Below are 17,669 nucleotides of genomic sequence, written 5' to 3' on the forward strand. Positions count from 1 at the left end.
CTGTAACCCTCATCGACATCACGGCATGGGTTCCCGACAATCTCCGAGATCAAAGACGGTGCAGAAAATGGCTGCTGCGGATCTCGCGCGCCCGAGGCTGCCACGGTGACGGATGGCAGCACCCAGGAACAGAAAAGGCTCGGTATGAGCCGCTCCATTGAGCGCGCCACCCCCATCAGACCGCAATCCACCAATCGCAAAACGACCCGGCGAAGTCTCCCTCGCCGGGTCGTTTTCAAATAAGCAAACAGCTTTGATATCAGCTTGCGGCGCTGGCCTGGATGGTGGTGCGCTCGGCCAGCAACTGGCGGACGGTCGCCATGTGGTCGGTCAGCTCGCCGATCGCTTCGTCGAGCAACTGGCGCTGCTTGTGCAGGCGGCCGAGCTGCTTGTCCGACTTGTCGAGCGTCAGGCGCAGCTGCTTGGCGTTGGTGCCGGTCGGATCGTACAGGTCGATCATCTGCTTGACGTCACGCAGCGAGAAACCAACCTTCCTGCCGAGCAGGATCAGCTTCAGCCGCGCACGGTCGCGACGGGTGTAAAGGCGCGTCGCACCCTCACGCTTGGGGTTGAGCAACCCCTTGTCTTCGTAAAAGCGCAACGTCCGCAACGTCACGCCATACTGCTTCGCCATCTCTCCAATGCGGACATAGTCCTCGCTGGAAAGATTGTTTTCATTGGCCGCAACGTCGGCGACCGACACAAGCTTCATCATCTTCTCTGCAATCCCCAATTGCGAGCACGGCGGCAGAGCCGGCCAGTGCTCTGATGGAAGCCGCAGGGGGCGGGGCTTCCGATCGTGGTTTCTATGTAAATGCTTCCTTAAGACGGCGATCTGCACACGTCTTACGTTTACGTAAATGCTATAACGACACCGCCTACCCTACGCAAGGGAAATCTGGCCGATTTGACCGTTCCGGTGGTTACACAACGTCGCAGTTTCTTAAGCTTGGTTAAGAGCTTGTTTACCACGTTGAGGGAAATGTACCCGTGTCGGTTCCCCCGTGAGCATCATGTATTGGATTGTTCACGGTTTCGGAAGGCGGCGAAAGGCCTCAGGAAACCCAGTTCCGTGGCATCTCGCGCCTCTGTTCCCGGCAAGGATTTGAGACTTCTGGTTCCAGCACCAGCACTCTGACCAACGGGCGTTTCGATGAACAACAAGCGGTCCTATCTCGACACCCTGAATGAAGGCAGGCAGCGCCGCCCGCATGCTTCGCTCGACCAGCTCAACCGCTCCTTGGAAAATCTCGAAGCGCGGCTCGAACGCACGCGCGAGGAAGCTGCCGAATCCTACCGCGCGCCSCAACGGCAAACGCCCCCGGCCGGCTACACGCCGCGCGGCGAGTTTGGCCGCAGCGCACCCTACGAACGGCCCTACCAGACGATCGCGCGCGACATCGACCGCGCCCGCGGCCAGGAAGACGGCATCGCCGCCGCCGGCAAGATCGCCAACGAATTGCGCGCGCTGCGCGAAGAGATGCGCCACCAGATGACGTCTGGGCTGCAACGCGAATTCGACCTGCTGCGCAAGGACATCGACCGCGCCAGCCAGGCAGGCGCTGCCGGCTCCCACGCCGTCGAACTCGGGCTTGAGCTGGAGCGGCTGTCGGGCGCCATCCACTCGCTCGCCGAACGCAGCGACGACAAGAGCGTCAACACGCTGCGCCTCGAACTCGAACAGGTCCGTCGCTCGCTCGGCGATCTGGCGCGCGAAGAGACAGTGCTTTCGGTCGATCGCCGCTGGGACGATTTCGACCGCCGCTGGACCGATTTTGCCGACCGCATGTCGGCAGATGCGCGCCAGCGCCCGGCAGATCCTGCCCTTGCAGCGCTCGCTGGCCGCCTCGAACAGATCAACGACGCCGTCAACAACCTGCCCGAATCGCTGTCGCTGCGCTCCATCGAAGAAAAGGTCCGCACACTTGCTGGTGCCGTCGACCAGTTCGTGCGCCAGCGCGACAGCCATGGCGAGGAGATGTTCAGCCTCATCGACGAACGCCTCGACGAAATCTCGCGTGCCATCGTCGCATCGACCGTCGCTGCCCAGACGCCGCACTTCAACCCCGAGCCGTTCGAGCGGATCGAGGTGCGCATCGCAGCCCTTGCCCACCAGATCGAGGAGATCACAGCCGACCAGCCGACGGCCGAGATCATCGAGTGCCTCAACGAGCTCTCCAATCGTGTCGACGGCATCGCCGCGCGCAGCGAAATCCCCGAGCAGGCCGTCGAGCGCCTTGGCCGGCAGATCTCGCTGATCGCCGACAAGATCGAGCGCACGCCCGCCGCACCTGATGCCGGCCTCATCTTCCAGGGCATCGAGCAGCGCTTCGATGCGCTCGCCGAGGTGTTCGAGCGCCGCCAGGGCGACGCTTTCGAACATGGCAACACGCTGTTTCGCGATCTCGAACGCCGCCTTGAAGATTTGGGCGAACGCCTCGACCGTCAGGCGGCCCAACCGGTCGCCGATCAGTCTGGCATCATGGAAGCCATCGACGCGCGCTTCACTGCTTTTGCCCAGCGGCTTGAGACCAACCGCGCCGACCCTGCCACYGAGCTTGCCATGCGCGGGCTCGAAGCCCGTCTCGAAGACATCTCCGGCCGCATCGAAATGTCGGCGGCGCAGGTAGCGAGCATCGACCCGAGCCTGATCCGCAGCCTGGAAGCCCAGGTCAGCGAATTGTCGAGCCACCTCGCGCGTCCCGGCGCGCCGCTGCCCGAGCTCGAAGACATCCGTCCGCGCATCGACGAGATCGAACGCTCGATCGCCGGCAACCACCACGCCCTTGTCGAAGCTGCCCGCCAGGCCGCCGAAGATGCTGTGCGCTCCTTCTCCGGCTCGACCACCGAGACCGCCGCTGTGGCAGGGCTTGCGCAGGACCTCAAGGCGCTGGAGACGCTGACCCGCCGCTCCGACGAGCGCAACGGCAAGACCTTCGAGGCGATCCACGACACGCTGCTCAAGATCGTCGACCGGCTCGGTTCACTCGAACCCAGCGAGCCGGCACTTGTCGAGGCGCCTGCTTCCGTCGCCGAATTGTTGTCGACCACCATGCTGTCGCCGGCACCGAAATTGGCGCTCAGCGAAACGCCATCGCTCGATTCGGAAGCACCAGCGCCGCTGCCCGACGCCAATGCCACCTTTGGCCGCCGCTCCGATCAAGCCGAACGTCCGTTGGAGAGCGAACGCGCGACCCGTAGCCCGGCACAGGCAGCCGCCGAAGCGGCCGCTGCGATCGAGGCCTTCGACGTCGTCCGCACGGACAAGAAAGAGCCAAAGCCGGCCAAGACCTCGATGCTCGGCGGTCTTGCGCGCGCTTTCGCCAGCAAGAAGGCCAAGCAAGAGACCATTATCGCGGTAGCTGCCGAGCCTGTCGTCGAGACGCCTGCGCCAAGCGTCATGCTCGACGCGCCGCTCGATCCCAAGATTGCCAACCGCCCGCTGGAGCCGGGCTCCGGTGCACCTGACCTCAACGCCATCATGCGCCGCGTCCGCGACGAGCGTGGCGAAATTGTGCGTCCCAATGAGCCCGACGCGGCGAAGTCCGACTTCATCGCCGCTGCCCGACGCGCGGCTCAGGCAGCCGCCGCCGAGGCCGATGCGCTCAAGCGCACTTCCGACTTCAAGGGCCCGGTGCGCGCGCTGCGCATCGGCGATCTCATCAAGTCCCGCCGCAAATCGGTTCTCATGGCCGTCGGCGCGGTAATGCTGGCGCTCGCCGGCATGCAGCTCGGCAAGGCCTTCCTCAACGACCCGGTCGAAACGGCAAGCATCACCGTTGCACCTTCTTCCGCCCAGCCGGTCCAGGTCGCGGTCGCAGCTCCTGCCAAGCCCATCGCGGAAACTGCCGCTCCGGTTCGCAATGTCGAAAAGCCCGAGGTCGCGCAAGCTCCCGCCGCAGCACCTGACATGATCGCCGAGGCGATACAGGATACGGCACCGGCCGATGTCATGCTCGACCATGCCAGCACGCAGTCCATTCCAGCACAGCCTGTAGTGACCGAGGCGATCAAACCAACACCGACACCTGCCGCCTTGATGGCCGAAGCTGTCGGTCCGGCGCCACTGCGCGATGCGGCCAATGCCGGCGACGCCAAGGCGCTGTTTGAAATCGGCTCACGCTACGCCGAAGCACGCGGCACAAGCGCGGACATGAAAGCCGCCGCCCAGTGGTACGAAAAGTCGGCCGAACTTGGCTTCGCGCCGGCGCAGTACCGCATCGGCAACATGTATGAGAAGGGCATCGGCGTCGACCGCGACGCCGTCAAGGCCAAGACCTGGTACCAGCTCGCCGCGGCCCAGGGCAACGCCAGCGCCATGCACAATCTGGCCGTGCTGCTTGCCATGGGCGCGGACGGCACCGTCGACAACGACTCGGCCAACCGCTGGTTCGTCAGTGCGGCCGAACTCGGCGTCAAGGACAGCCAGTTCAATCTCGGCATCCTCGCCGCCAAGGGCGTCGGCATGAAGCAGAACCTCGAAGAGTCCTACAAGTGGTTCGCGCTGGTCGCCAAGCAGGGCGACAATGACGCGGCTTCCAAGCGCGACGAGATCGCCAAGGCACTCAGCCCCGACCAGCTCAAGCGCGCCAAGGAGACGACAGCACTTTGGCAGCCCAAGGCACTGGACCCTGCCTCCAACTCGGTCGCGGTGCCAGAGGCATGGCAGGACGCGCCGGCCGCCAAGGTCGACATGAAAAAGGCCGTGCAGAACATCCAGTCGATCCTCGGCAAGAGCGGCTACGAGGTGGGCAAGCCCGACGGCGTGATGGGCCAGAAGACCAAGGACGCCATCGCCGCGTTCCAGAAAGACAACGCCATGGCCCCCACCGGCGAGGTCGATGGCCCACTGGTCGAGGCTTTGCTGGCGCGTAAATAATTCACCATCACCAGCTTTCTGCAGCCCGCCTTTACCGGAGGGTTAACTGATTGAGTTATTTTTCGTTTGTGCTCGGCGAAGTTTGACTTCGCCGCAATGTCGGCGCAAGTACCCGGTAGCCAACAAGCTCCCAGGGATGGGCGTCGGCAACAATTCAATTTGCAGAGACTGACGGGTGGGCATCTATCTCCCGATTGCGGAAATGTCGGTCAATGTGTTCGTGCTCCTGGCAATGGGCGCGGCGGTCGGCTTCCTGTCGGGCATGTTCGGGGTCGGCGGCGGCTTTCTCATCACGCCCCTCCTGATCTTCTACAACATCCCCCCCGCCATCGCGGTTGCCACCGGCGCCAACCAGGTCATCGCCTCGTCCTTTTCCGGCGCGCTTGCCCATCTCAAGCGCGGTACGCTCGACTTCAAGCTCGGCACCATATTGCTGATCGGCGGCATAGCCGGCTCGGCCGCCGGTGGCTTCGTCTTTGCGCTGCTTCGCGCGCTTGGCCAGCTCGACCTGTTCATCTCGCTGCTCTACGTCGTCTTTTTGGGCACCGTCGGCGGGCTGATGCTGATCGAAAGCGTCAACGCGCTGCGCCTGACCAAGGGCGGGGTGCCGCCGGCGCTGAAGAAATCGGGCCAGCACAACTGGATCCACCGCCTGCCCTTCAAGATGCGCTTCCGCACCTCGAAGCTGTTCGTCTCCGTCATCCCGGTGCTCGGCATCGGTGCCGGCATCGGTTTTCTGTCCGCCATCATGGGCGTTGGCGGCGGCTTCATCATGGTGCCGGCGCTGATCTACCTGCTCAAGGTGCCGACCAACATCGTCGTCGGCACGTCGCTGTTCCAGATCGTCGTCGTTTCGGCCTTCACCACGCTGGTGCACTCGACCACCAACCAGACCGTCGACATCGTGCTCGCTCTGGTGCTGATGATCGGCGGCGTCGCGGGTGCGCAATACGGCGCCAAGGCAGGCCAGAAACTGCGCGGCGAACAGCTGCGCGCATTGCTGGCACTGCTGGTTCTGGCGGTCGCCTTGCGGCTCGGCTTCGACCTGTTCGTCAGGCCGCAGAACCTCTATTCGCTGACCGGCGTGAGCGGGCTGATATGATGCGGGCGGCACTGCTTGCAGCCCTGCTCCTGACTGCCGCCCTTCCGGCGCGCGCCCAGGAAGCGGCGCATCCCGAAAGCATCCAGATCGGTCTGTCGACCGACCGCGTCGCCATCACGGCCAATTTCGCTGGTGCCGATCTCACCATCTTCGGCGCGCTCGAAAACGCCGACCCGCTGATCAACCGCCAGGGCCGCTACGACGTCTATGTCGTGCTCGAAGGTCCAGCGCGACCGGTTGTGGTGCGCCGCAAGAGCCGCGTGCTCGGCATGTGGATCAACACCCAGTCCGAAACCTTCACCAACGTGCCTATGTCTTATTCCGTGGCGACCACGCGTCAGCCGCAGGACATCACCGATCCCAACAACTACCGGCAGCTGTCACTCGGCGCGACCAACATCTACATGGAGCCCGAGGACAAGCGCGACAGCCCGCTGACCATCCAGGAATTCACCGACGCGCTGCGTGAACGCAAGCAGGCGATGGGGCTCTACAGCGACAATATCGGCGGCGTGCAGTTCCTGTCGCAAAGCCTGTTCCGCGCCACGCTGCACCTCGCCCCCAATGTGCCGGTGGGCACCCACAAGGCGCGTGCCTTCCTGTTCCGCAACGGCCTGTTCATCAAGGAAACCTCGGCGCAACTGGCCATCGTCAAGTCGGGTTTCGAGCAGACCATCTTTCGCTTCGCCACCGACCACGGTTTCGGCTACGGCCTGTTTGCCATTGGCCTTGCCATGCTCACCGGCTGGCTCGGCAGGATCATCTTCAGGAAAGATTGAAAGGCGACGCCGGCGCGCCCCGCCTCAAAGAGAGGCGCGCGCTGAACCGTCAGTCGCAACGCGACATGGCTACAGCCATCGCCGTACCCGCAACCGGTAGCCACGGTAGACGTCGCCGAACTTGCGCTCAAGATAGGCCTCCTCGCGGGCCACGACGCCATATCGGATGGTGAGCGCGAATGGCACCAGCGTCATCAGCAGCCAGAGATTGTCCAACGCGATGGCGAGAGCGACCAGCCCCAGCAGCATGCCGAGATAGATGGGGTTGCGGGTGAAGCGATAGGGTCCGCTCTCGACGATGGTGATGGTCGGCAGGTTGGTGGGAACGTTCGAACCGGCCCTGGTCATCGTAACGATGGCCCAGGCAAACAACACCAGTGCGAGCGTGAATAAAATCGCCCCAAACCAGCCCGTAGGCAGATAAGCCGGCAGAAACGGCAAGGGAATGAGCCAGTGCAACACAAGCCCGGCAATAACGGCCAGCCCCCATGCGATCGGCGGCCGGATGATGACTTGAGCGGTGTCAGCCGTGTTGTTCATCGTATGACCCGAACCCAGGTCCTTGTTCAAGATCGCATCMAGACTATTGCAAACTGCTTCCGACGCCAATCTCGATCGGCGTGCAACCAAGCTGCATTCAACCACGATACCTTCGGCGGCTGCCGAAGCGGGAAGAATCACCCCGGCCTGAGCAGCGCCCCGGCAATCGCATAGACCCTGCTGGTGCCGATCATGTAGGCGGTCAGCGCATCATCGCGGAACATGCCCTTGTAGGCACGGTCGAGCACGTTGAGCGAACCGGTGAACGAGCCGAAAGCCGGCATCACCAGCCTGGAACCGTCACCGGCAAAACAGCGCCGCCTGACCGAACGGCCGCGCTGGACGATGCGCGCGCAAGGGTGCAGATGCCCCGCCACCTCGCCCTCGGCCTGGCCCTTCGACGGCTCATGGCGAAACGCCAGCCCGCCGACCGCCAGTTCCTGCACCGTCTCGCCGGGCAGATCGTCGGGCGCTTCGGGATCGTGATTGCCAGCAACCCAGAACCAGTCGCGGCCCTTCATCATGCCGACCAGGCTGTCGCGGAACGGCTCTGGCAGGCGCGCCGCACCCTCGCCATCATGAAAGCTGTCGCCAAGGCTGACGATGGTCTTGGGCGCATAATCCTCGACGACCGATGCCAGCCGCACAAGCGTCGCGGCCGTGTCGTAGGGCGGGATCAGCCGGCCGCGACGGGCAAAGGAAGAACCCTTTTCGAGATGCAAATCTGAGACGACGAGAAGGCCGATATCAGGGAAATGCAATGCCCCGCGCTGATCGCAGACCGCGCGCACGCCTGCGATGGCGATTGCTTCGCCGCCGGCCCTTACCAAATCACGCGCGGCAATGTTCATGCGCTTCCCATCGCCTCTTCGATCAGGTCCGCCGCCTCGAGCAGCAGCGTATCGTTGGCCTCGCCATTGACCGGTTCCCTGCCGATTTCCAGCATCACCGGCACCGCCAGCGGCGAGATCTGGTCGAGCATCTTATGGACGATTCGCCCGCGAATGCGCGAGAGCATCTCGGCCAGCCTCCTGACATCGAGCAGTCCGGATGCCGCATCGGCCCGCGTCGCCTTGAGCAGGATGTGGTCGGGCTCATGGCTGCGCAAGACGTCATAAATGAGGTCGGCCGAAACCGTTATCTGCCGCCCGTTCTTTTCCTGGCCGGGAAAGCGTTTTTCGATCAAGCCTGATATGACAGCGCAGTTGCGGAAGGTGCGCTTGAGCAGCCAGCTGTCGGCGAGCCAAGCCTCCAGGTCGTCGCCCAGCATGTCCTCATCGAACAATTCGGCGAGCGAGGGCTGCTTGTTCTTGAACATGTGACCGAGATCGCCGAGCGCCCAAATGGCCAGCGAATAGTCGGTGGCAACAAAACCCAGCGGTCGCGCGCCGGCACGCTCCAATCGCCTTGTCAGCAACATGCCGAGTGTCTGGTGCGCCAGCCGGCCCTCGAAGGGATAGGCCACCATGTAGTGGCGCTCGCCGCGCGGAAAGGTCTCGATCAAGAGATCCTCGCGCCGCGGCAGGATCGATTTCAGCTGCTGCATGCGCAGCCAGTCCGACACCTGGTCGGGCAGCGCCTTCCAGCGCGCGGGGTCCGCCAACATGCCGCGCACCTGTTCGGCGAGATAGGTCGACAGCGGAAACTTGCCGCCGGCATAAGAGGGCACCAGCACGTTGCCGCCACCGCCGGTGGAGACGTAACATTCGTTTTCGCGGATGCCTTCGAAGCGCAGCACCTTGCCGGCGAAGATGAACATGTCGCCGATCGACAGTGTTTCGACGAAATACTCCTCGATCTTGCCGAGCGCGCGTCCGCCGCGCAAGGCGAGCGACTGGGCACTGCCCGCGCCCGGCTTGCCCTTGGCGCGGGTGAAGCGGACATTCAGCATCGGCGCTTCGATGATGGTGCCGACATTGAGCCGGTATTGCTGGGCAACGCGCGGATGCGACACCCGCCAAGTGCCGTCCTTGGTCAGGCGGATGCGGGCGTAGCGCTCATAGGTTCGCAGCGCGTAGCCGCCGGTGGCGACAAAATCGACGACACGGTCAAAGGTGTCGCGGTCAAGCGCTGAATAAGGTGCCGCACCCCTCACCTCACTGAACAGGTCGTCGGCGCGGAAAGGCGCACCGCACGCGCAGCCCAGTACATGCTGTGCCAACACGTCGAGCGCGCCTTCGATCAGCGGTGGGGTGTCCTGCGCGCCGAGATAATTGGCCTCAAGGGCCGCCCGGCACTCCAGCACCTCGAAGCGGTTGGCCGGCACCAATATCGCCTTGCTCGGCTCGTCCATGCGGTGGTTGGCACGGCCAATGCGCTGGGCAAGGCGGCTCGCGCCTTTCGGCGCGCCGACATGCACCACGAGATCGACATCGCCCCAGTCGATGCCCAGATCTAGCGTCGAGGTCGCCACCATAGCCCTCAGCGCATTGTCGGCCATCGCCTTTTCGACGCGGCGGCGCTGGCCGACGTCGAGCGAGCCGTGATGCAACGCGATCGGCAGATTGTGGTCGTTGATCCGCCACAGCTCCTGAAACAGCAATTCGGCCTGGCTGCGCGTGTTGACGAATAAAAGCGTCGTACGGTGCTTGCGGATCGCCTCATAGACATCGGGAATGGCATAACGCGCCGAATGCCCCGACCACGGCACGTGCTCCTCGGAATCGAGGATCGATATCTCCGGCTTGGCGCCACCCGACACCGTGATCAGCTCGGCCATCTCGCCTGATGGGTTCTGGTTGACTAGCCAGCGCCGCAACTCGTCCGGCTGGGCCACCGTCGCCGACAGTCCTATCGCCTGAAGGTCGGGCACGAAGGCGCGGAGCCGCGCCAGCCCGAGCGACAGCAGATGACCGCGCTTGGAGGTCACCAGCGAGTGCAACTCATCGAGCACGATGTAGCGCAGGTCGGCGAAAAAACGCTCGGCGTCAGGCGAGGCGATCAGCAGCGCCAATTGCTCGGGCGTCGTGAGCAGGATTTCAGGCGGCGACAGTTTTTGCCGCGTGCGCTTGTGCGCTGGCGTGTCGCCGGTGCGCGTTTCCATCGTGATCGGCAGGCCGATCTCGGCGACCGGCTTGCCGAGATTGCGCTCGATGTCGACGGCCAGCGCCTTGAGCGGCGAGATGTAGAGGGTGTGCACGCCGCGTTGCATCTCGCCTGGCCCGCGTTTTGGACGCGTAGCGAGGTCGGTCAGCGACGGCAGGAAACCGGCCAGGGTCTTGCCTGCGCCAGTCGGCGCGATCAGGAGCACCGAATTGCCCTGCTGGGCTGTGGCGAGCAGATCAAGCTGATGGGCGCGCGGCGACCAGCCGCGCTCGGTGAACCATCGCAAGAATGGTTCCGGCAGYATGGCAGCAGTCGTACTCGGCTCCAGTCTCGCTTGGCTCGTCACGCCACAGACCTAACGCGGGCGTGCGGCAACGCCAAGCGGAATCTGGAACAAAAAGGGATCAAGAGATGGAGGACGACCAGATCAACTGAAACGCCCCCCTCTGCCCTGCCGGGCATCTCCCCCTCAAGGGGGGAGATTGGCAGCGGCCGCCTCGCCGCCCGTTCGGCAACGCTGAGATGATTGGCGCTACGGGCAACGCGACTGATCTCTCCACTTGAGGGGGAGATGCCCGGCAGGGCAGAGGGGGGGCGTGAAGGAGTGCGACCCATCCGGCTTGCGTCTTCGCCATAGCCGCGTCACATACGGACACCTGCACAAACCGAGCCCGCCCGCATGACCGACATCGCCTCACACGAAGCCCGTATCGCTGAACTTGAAAAGCTCGTTCGCGAGCTTCAGGCCCAGCTGGAAGCCGTCCAGAAACAAATGGGCATCACAGCCAAGCCGGCGGAAAAACAGCTGCGGTCGCGCGGCATGCTCGGCAATCCAAAAGCGCGTTAGCCCTCCCTCTCCGTCACCACGATCAGCCCCTCCACCGGCTCGCGGCGGTCCTGCCGGATCACGGCGCGCTCCAGCGAAACCAGATTCAGCCCGGCAGCGGCAATCAGGCCGTGCACATAGGCTTCCGAGTGAGCATAGCGGCGCGACGGCTGCAACTCGAAGGCGCCCTCGCCGGCAAACCGCTCGACCGAAAAGGCAAACAGTCCGCCCGGCGCCAGCATGCCGCTTGCGCTCGCAAACACCCGGTCGAGCCCTCCGAGATACATGAACACATCCGCCGCGGTAATCAGGTCGGCCCTGTCGCCATCTGGCTGGAATTCCTGCAGGTCGGCCTTTTCAAGCCTGTCGTAAACACCCTTGTCGCGCGCCTTGCGCAGCATTTCGGCCGATATGTCGTAACCGTCCAGCCGTGTCGCCACCGGCCTCAGCTTGACGCCCATAAGCCCGGTGCCGCAGCCGAGGTCGATGGCATGTTCGAACCGCGCTCGCCCCGTGGCGGCAATCGCCGCCGTCAGTAGTTCCGGCACGCGGTAATGCAGCGTCTCGACCAGCGCATGATCGAATTTGTCGGCATATTGGTCGAACAAGGTCTCGACGAAAGCGCTCGGCGGGCTTTCGCTCATAGGTCCCGCACCGATCAACTGCAGCTTGAGCGCGGCCCCTGGCCGATCCGCCGGTTCGAGTTTCAGCGACATACGCCAGGCTTCGGCTGCGGCGCCAAGCGCTCCGGCCGCCTCCTGCATCTCGCCGAGGCGAAACCAGCCCATCGCCCATTTCGGCGCTATCTCCAGCGCGCCCAGCATCAGCTCGGCGGCGGCGGCATGCTCGCCCGAGCCGAACAGCATTTCAGCATAGTCCGCCCGCCGGTCGGCAAGCAGGTCGTTGGAAGAGAGCTGCAACAGCGTCAAGCGCGGCATCCACAATGAGGAGGGTGGCGCGCATTACTGCCAAAGCGGCCTTCCACGCAAGCGCCAAATGCCTATCTTGGAACAATGCGTGCCAGCGACCTGCTTCATCCCCGCCTCGAGGGGCTTTATTGCCCGCCCGGCGATTTCTACATCGACCCAGTGCGGGCGGTAGAGCGCGCGCTCATCACCCATGGCCATTCCGACCATGCCYGGCCCGGCCACGCCAAGGTGCTGGCGACGCAACAGACCCTCGACATCATGGCCATACGCTGCGGGCCAGGCTTTGCCGGGACAACGCAGGCCATGGCGTTTGGCGAGAAACTCAAACTCGGCGACGTCAGGATCTCGTTTCATCCGGCCGGCCATGTGCTCGGCTCGGCCCAGATTTCGGTCGAGCACAATGGCATCCGCATCGTAGCTTCAGGCGACTACAAGCGTGCCAAGGATCCCACCTGTACGCCCTTCGAGGTCGTGCCATGCGACGTCTTCATCACGGAGGCGACCTTCGGGCTGCCGGTGTTCCGTCACCCGGATGCAGCTGACGAGATCGGCAAGCTATTGAAGTCGGCACAGCAGTTTCCAGAGCGCGCCCATCTCGTCGGCGCCTATGCGCTCGGCAAGGCGCAACGCGTCATGCGCCTGCTGCGCGACCAGGGCTACGACAAGCCGATCTACATCCACGGCGCCATCGCCAGGCTCAGCGAATATTACGAGAGCCAGGGTGTAGCGCTCGGCGACTTGCAGCCGGCGACTGTCGAGGGCGGCGACAAGCGCGATTTCGCCGGCGCGATTGTCGTGGCACCCTCGTCGAGTTTCGCCGACCGCTGGGCGCGGCGTTTTCCCGACCCGCTCACCTGTTTCGCCTCGGGCTGGATGCGCATCCGCCAGCGCGCCAAGCAAGGCGGCGTCGAGCTGCCGCTGATCATCTCCGACCATTCCGATTGGAACGAGCTGACCGAAACGATCAAGGACACCGGCGCCGGCGAGGTCTGGGTCACCCACGGCCGCGAGGAAGTGCTGGTGCGCTGGTGCGAGCTGAATGRCATTGCGGCCCGGCCCTTGCACCTCGTCGGCTATGAGGATGAGGGGGATTGATGATGCTCAGGAAGGTTGCATTCCGTCCCACCCCCCTCTGGCCTGCCGGCCATCTCCCCCGCAAGGGGGGAGGTCAACTAACCTCGGCCTCCGTGCCAGTTGCCAGCATGACAAGGTGGAGGCAGGTAGCCACGCTGGCTGATCTCCCCCCTCGCGGGGGAGATGGCCGGCAGGCCAGAGGGGGGTGGGACAGCACGCGACGCCGATCGGGGACGCCTCTCCTATGAACCGCTTCGCCGAGCTCCTCGATCGCCTCGTGCTGACGCCGTCGCGCAATGGCAAGCTCAAGCTCATCACCGACTATTTCCGCGACGTCGAGGACCCCGACCGCGGGCTGGCCCTTGCCGCCCTCACCGGCGATCTCAACATCGCATCGGTCAAGCCCGCCATGCTGCGCCAGCTGGTGGCCGAGCGCATGGATCCCATCCTCTTCGGCTACTCCTACGACTATGTCGGCGACCTCGCCGAGACGGTCTCGCTGGTCTGGCCGGAAGTACCAGACCAGCGCCCCAACCACGACATCTCGCTTGCCGAAGTGGTCGAAAAGCTGCAATCGGCCAGCCGCTCCGACGGCCCCGCCGTGCTCGCCCGGCTGCTCGACCAGGCAGCTATTTCGGCCCGCTATGCCATCATCAAGCTGGTCACCGGCGGCCTGCGCATCGGCGTGTCGGCGAGGCTTGCCAAGCAGGCACTTGCCGATCTCGGCAAGGTTGACGTGTCGGAAATCGAGGAACTCTGGCACGGCCTCACTGCGCCCTACATCGAGCTGTTCGCCTGGCTGGAAGGCAAAACGCCGAAGCCTGAGAAAACTGCAAAGGCGCTGTTCCGCCCGGTCATGCTGTCCAACCCGCTCAGTGACGGCGACCTCGAAAAGCTTGCGCCAGCCGACTACGCCGCCGAATGGAAATGGGATGGCATCCGCGTCCAGGCGGTCTCAGAAGGTGGCATCCGCCGGCTCTACTCGCGTACCGGCGACGATGTGTCAGGTGCTTTCCCCGACGTCGTGGCCGCCATGGATTTCAATGCTGCGCTCGACGGCGAACTCCTCGTCGGCGTGCCGGCCGAAGCCACCGGCACTTTCTCCGACCTGCAGCAGCGGCTCAACCGCAAGACCGTCTCGCCCAAGATGCAGACGCAATATCCGGCCTTCGTGCGTTGCTACGACCTGCTCCAGCTTGATGGCGAGGACCTGCGCGGCCTGCCCTTCACCGCGCGCCGCGAGCGGCTCGAAGCCTTCATCGCCACGCTCGATCCCACCCGCTTCGACCTGTCGCCGCTGGTGCCGTTCGGCGATTGGGCAGCACTCGAAGAGATGCGCCGCATACCGCCTCATCCGATCATCGAGGGCGTGATGCTGAAGCGGCTCGATTCGCCCTATCTCGCCGGCCGCCCCAAGGGGCCCTGGTTCAAGTGGAAGCGCGATCCGCACACTGTCGACGCGGTGCTGATGTATGCCCAGCGTGGCCACGGCAAGCGCTCGAGCTTTTATTCCGACTACACATTCGGGGTCTGGTCGGGTGCCGAGGGCGCTGAGGAATTGGTGCCGGTCGGCAAGGCCTATTTCGGCTTCACCGACGAGGAGCTGAGGCAGATCGACAAATATGTCCGCGACAACACCATCGAACGTTTCGGCCCGGTGCGCTCGGTGCGTGCCGACAGGAAAAACGGGCTGGTGCTGGAAGTCGCCTTCGAAGGCCTCAACCGCTCGACGCGCCACAAGTCGGGCGTCGCCATGCGCTTTCCCCGGATATCGCGGCTGCGCTGGGACAAGCCGCCTGATGAAGCCGACCGCATCGAGACGCTGCAGGCGCTGCTCGATTAAAGCATGATCCCGAAAAGTGGCCGCCGGTTTTCGGACAAGATCATGCTCAAATAACGTTCTACTCGGTCACCGAGACCCTGATCTGGTAGATGTCGACCGCCTTGCCTTCCTTGGCGAAGTCCGAATTGATGGCGATGGTGCCGGCAGCACCCGGCTTCTTGTCAGGCACGTCCATCTCGAACAGATATTCACCGCGCTGGTAGCTGACGATGTAGCGCTTGCGGCCGCAATCGCCGAGCTCGCCGAAATTGCAGTCGACGGCCATCTGCGTTTCCTGGCCGTCTTCGGCGCGGGCGACGATGTCGAAGACCGCATGCTTGCCGGCGATCTGCTCGAGCACGCCCTGGCCGACATCGAAGCTGACGGCCGAACCTGATGTGCCCGAACGAATGCGCAGATAGCTGCCGGTATCGTCCTTGGCGATTTCGGCCGTCGTGCCGTTGGGCGCGCTCACACCGGTCGAATCGGTGGGCGTGAAGACGGTGATCCAGTTGCGCGCCTGATCGACCTCTCCGGGGCGTGCCGGGCCCGCATTGGTGCCGTCAGGCGAAAAATCCTCGCTCTCGAGCTGCTTGGGGGGATTGTGCACCGAGGTGTCGATCTCGGCGGCCGATTTGAACAGATCGGTCTGCACGGCCCACCAAGCGCCGATACCACCCATGGAAAGCAGGGTGACGGCAAAGAAAATCGCCGCGAAAGGCCGCCGCTTTTCGGCGCGCGCGCTGGCGCGGTCGGCCGCGCGTCGCTCGGCCCTGCTGCGCTTTTCGGAAAGCTCGATCGGCGGGCCGCCGGGCAAGGTCGCATCGGGCATGATATCGGGCACGACAGGCGTCACGCCTTTTGCCGGCTTTCCGATCGAGACCGACGGCGCCTTGGGCGCGCCATTGCCGTTGAGCGACACTTCCGGTGCCGAGGCCGGGTTGGCCGAGCCGATGGAGACCTCGGGGCCTGCCGGCATGAACTCCGATTCGATCTCGGTGATCRTCGCCTGCAGCGCCTTGCGGCGGTTGATCGCCACTTCCACGGTCATGGCCGGGTTGTTCTTGAGAGCACGGTCAAGCGCGGCAAAGGCCGCGCGATAGACCTTTTCGCGAAACTCGCGGTTCTCGGGATCGCCTTTTTCGAAAGCGTTCCGGATCGCCTTTTCGATCGAATCCAATCGATTTTCCTCGCAACGGCGCCTGTGTTGCCAGATGGTTAGCGGCAGAGAGGGCATCAATCAACGGCGCTGTTGGCGTTTTGTCGGCCAAAACAGGATGCAATGCCCCTTGGGGCGGGCAAAACAAGTGCGCCAGGCGCCCAAGCCTGTACATTGTGGACAGCGCTCGATCTGCTATATGGAGTGACGTTTACGGAAACGTCAAAATCGAGAGCCGGGAGAAAAGCGTGGCGCTGCCTGACATCCTCAAGAAGAACTTGCGCATCCCCGTGGTCGGCGCACCTTTGTTCATCATCTCGCATCCGCCTCTGGTGCTGGCGCAGTGCAAGGCCGGAATCGTCGGCTCCTTCCCCGCGCTCAACGCCCKGCCCGAGGCACAGCTCGACGAGTGGCTGGCCATGGTCACAGAAGACCTCGCCACCCATGACGCCGCCAACCCGGATCGCCCGGCAGCACCCTTTGCCGTCAACCAGATCGTCCACAAGTCCAACAAGCGCCTCGAACACGACCTGCGCCTGTGCGTGAAGTACAAGGTGCCGATCGTCATCTCCTCGCTCGGCGCGGTCGAAGAGGTCAACCAGGCCGTCCATTCTTATGGCGGCATCGTTTTGCACGACATCATCCACGACCGCCACGCCCGCAAGGCAATCAAGATGGGGGCCGACGGGCTGATCGCCGTTGCCACCGGGGCCGGCGGCCATGCCGGCACGCTTTCACCCTTCGCGCTGATCCAGGAAATCCGCCAATGGTTCGACGGCCCGCTGCTTTTGTCGGGCGCAATCGCCAATGGCGGTGCAGTGCTCGCAGCCCAAGCGATGGGGGCTGACCTCGCTTACATCGGCTCGCCCTTCATCGCCACCGAGGAGGCGCGCGCTGCCGACGCCTACAAGCAGATGATCGTCGACTCCAAGGCCGCCGACATCGTCTACTCCAACCTGWTCACCGGCATCCACGGCAACTACCTCAAGGGCTCAGTCCGCGCCGCCGGCATGGACCCCGACAACCTCGCCGTCTCCGATCCGACGCAGATGGATTTCGAAGGCGACAACAAATACAAGGCCTGGAAGGACATCTGGGGCTGCGGCCAGGGCATCGGTGCCATCGACAAGGTCATGCCGGTTGCCGAACTGGTCGAGCGCCTGGCCAGCGAGTACGCCGCCGCCAAGGCCCGCCTCGTGGGCTGAGGTACAACAATGGCGGGCTGAGCCGGCAAGCCTGCGATGACGGGTTATCGCCGCTGCTCAAAACCGTCAGAAGGTGTCTTGAAATCCGAGCGCAATGAAGTTATCACGCGCTCATTGCCTCGCACCTTCCGGGTCGCGAAGCATGGAAGCCGCTTTAGCTCAGTTGGTAGAGCATCGCATTCGTAATGCGGGGGTCAGGTGTTCGAGTCACCTAAGCGGCACCATTTTTCCCGTTTTCATCAGTCGCTGAGTCACTAGCAATGCACGAAGCTGCGCTGCTTGGCGGCGTCGTTTGCAGTGGCTGCTCGT

Annotated in this window: 13 protein-coding genes and 1 tRNA gene; 8 read left to right on the forward strand and 6 right to left on the reverse strand. The window is 63.9% G+C overall.

The genetic code is table 11. From position 1 onward, the window contains the following. Positions 1-259: 259 nt before the first annotated feature. Complete coding sequence (locus tag AC1DUU_RS02140; RefSeq protein WP_476781792.1) at positions 260-712, reverse strand: MerR family transcriptional regulator; 453 nt, start codon at positions 710-712, stop codon at positions 260-262. Positions 713-1,153: 441 nt separating this feature from the next. On the opposite strand from AC1DUU_RS02140, the gene AC1DUU_RS02145 reads away from it, so the two are divergent. The 3 genes from AC1DUU_RS02145 (at position 1,154) to AC1DUU_RS02155 (ending at position 6,760) form a co-directional block, all read left to right on the forward strand. Then, positions 1,154-4,879 carry a peptidoglycan-binding protein gene (locus AC1DUU_RS02145; RefSeq protein WP_476781764.1) on the forward strand — a complete coding sequence of 1,242 codons (3,726 nt, stop codon included), beginning with the start codon at positions 1,154-1,156 and terminating at the stop codon, positions 4,877-4,879. A 175-nt stretch (positions 4,880-5,054) separates the two neighbouring features. Then, positions 5,055-5,981 (forward strand): sulfite exporter TauE/SafE family protein, encoded by a 927-nt coding sequence (locus AC1DUU_RS02150; protein WP_476781765.1) that lies wholly within the window; start codon positions 5,055-5,057, stop codon positions 5,979-5,981. Then, a complete protein-coding gene (locus AC1DUU_RS02155; protein ID WP_476781766.1) occupies positions 5,978-6,760 on the forward strand; it encodes a TIGR02186 family protein in 783 nt (260 codons plus the stop codon). Before AC1DUU_RS02150 ends, AC1DUU_RS02155 begins: the two co-directional genes overlap by 4 nt. Positions 6,761-6,829: 69 nt before the next feature. On the opposite strand, the gene AC1DUU_RS02160 is transcribed toward AC1DUU_RS02155, so the two are convergent. The 3 genes from AC1DUU_RS02160 to AC1DUU_RS02170 all read right to left on the reverse strand — a co-directional run bounded on the left by AC1DUU_RS02160 (position 6,830) and on the right by AC1DUU_RS02170 (position 10,691). Beyond that, positions 6,830-7,330 (reverse strand): methyltransferase family protein, encoded by a 501-nt coding sequence (locus tag AC1DUU_RS02160; RefSeq protein WP_476781767.1) that lies wholly within the window; start codon positions 7,328-7,330, stop codon positions 6,830-6,832. Positions 7,331-7,437: 107 nt separating this feature from the next. Then, positions 7,438-8,151, reverse strand: a complete 714-nt coding sequence (gene pdeM, locus AC1DUU_RS02165) for a ligase-associated DNA damage response endonuclease PdeM (RefSeq protein ID WP_476781768.1) — start codon at positions 8,149-8,151, stop codon at positions 7,438-7,440. Further along, positions 8,148-10,691 carry a ligase-associated DNA damage response DEXH box helicase gene (locus AC1DUU_RS02170; protein ID WP_476781769.1) on the reverse strand — a complete coding sequence of 848 codons (2,544 nt, stop codon included), beginning with the start codon at positions 10,689-10,691 and terminating at the stop codon, positions 8,148-8,150. Before AC1DUU_RS02170 ends, pdeM begins: the two co-directional genes overlap by 4 nt. A gap of 333 nt (positions 10,692-11,024) precedes the next feature. Between AC1DUU_RS02170 and AC1DUU_RS02175 the strand changes: the two genes are divergently transcribed. Continuing rightward, positions 11,025-11,192, forward strand: coding sequence for a hypothetical protein (locus tag AC1DUU_RS02175; protein ID WP_476781770.1), 168 nt, complete (start codon positions 11,025-11,027; stop codon positions 11,190-11,192). Here the strand turns inward: AC1DUU_RS02175 and AC1DUU_RS02180 are convergent. Beyond that, the gene (locus AC1DUU_RS02180) at positions 11,189-12,100 is read right to left on the reverse strand and encodes a methyltransferase (protein ID WP_476781771.1); all 912 of its coding nucleotides are present in this window, start codon (positions 12,098-12,100) and stop codon (positions 11,189-11,191) included. The genes AC1DUU_RS02175 and AC1DUU_RS02180 overlap by 4 nt on opposite strands. Before the next feature lie 84 nt (positions 12,101-12,184). Here AC1DUU_RS02180 and AC1DUU_RS02185 point away from each other — a divergent pair, with 84 nt between their 5' ends. Then, positions 12,185-13,195 carry a ligase-associated DNA damage response exonuclease gene (locus AC1DUU_RS02185; RefSeq protein ID WP_476781772.1) on the forward strand — a complete coding sequence of 337 codons (1,011 nt, stop codon included), beginning with the start codon at positions 12,185-12,187 and terminating at the stop codon, positions 13,193-13,195. Positions 13,196-13,418: 223 nt separating this feature from the next. After that, positions 13,419-15,017 carry a cisplatin damage response ATP-dependent DNA ligase gene (locus tag AC1DUU_RS02190; RefSeq protein ID WP_476781773.1) on the forward strand — a complete coding sequence of 533 codons (1,599 nt, stop codon included), beginning with the start codon at positions 13,419-13,421 and terminating at the stop codon, positions 15,015-15,017. Between the two features lie 58 nt (positions 15,018-15,075). Here the strand turns inward: AC1DUU_RS02190 and AC1DUU_RS02195 are convergent, their stop codons facing one another. Continuing rightward, positions 15,076-16,176, reverse strand: coding sequence for a hypothetical protein (locus tag AC1DUU_RS02195; protein WP_476781774.1), 1,101 nt, complete (start codon positions 16,174-16,176; stop codon positions 15,076-15,078). A 227-nt stretch (positions 16,177-16,403) separates the two neighbouring features. Between AC1DUU_RS02195 and AC1DUU_RS02200 the strand changes: the two genes are divergently transcribed. Then, entirely contained in the window at positions 16,404-17,360 is a 957-nt protein-coding gene (locus tag AC1DUU_RS02200) for an NAD(P)H-dependent flavin oxidoreductase (protein ID WP_476781775.1), read from the forward strand. Between the two features lie 148 nt (positions 17,361-17,508). After that, positions 17,509-17,584: transfer RNA gene (locus tag AC1DUU_RS02205), tRNA-Thr, on the forward strand. The last annotated feature ends 85 nt before the right edge of the window (positions 17,585-17,669 follow it).

The organism is Aminobacter sp. P4_H6_2, from assembly GCF_056400805.1.

Excerpts from the sequence above, each read along its gene's own strand:
- AC1DUU_RS02175 (WP_476781770.1), top strand. The coding sequence starts at position 11,025 with ATGACCGACATCGCCTCACACGAAGCCCGTATCGCTGAACTTGAAAAG.
- AC1DUU_RS02140 (WP_476781792.1), bottom strand. The coding sequence starts at position 712 with ATGAAGCTTGTGTCGGTCGCCGACGTTGCGGCCAATGAAAACAATCTT.
- pdeM (WP_476781768.1), bottom strand. The coding sequence starts at position 8,151 with ATGAACATTGCCGCGCGTGATTTGGTAAGGGCCGGCGGCGAAGCAATC.
- AC1DUU_RS02190 (WP_476781773.1), top strand. The coding sequence starts at position 13,419 with ATGAACCGCTTCGCCGAGCTCCTCGATCGCCTCGTGCTGACGCCGTCG.
- AC1DUU_RS02155 (WP_476781766.1), top strand. The coding sequence starts at position 5,978 with ATGATGCGGGCGGCACTGCTTGCAGCCCTGCTCCTGACTGCCGCCCTT.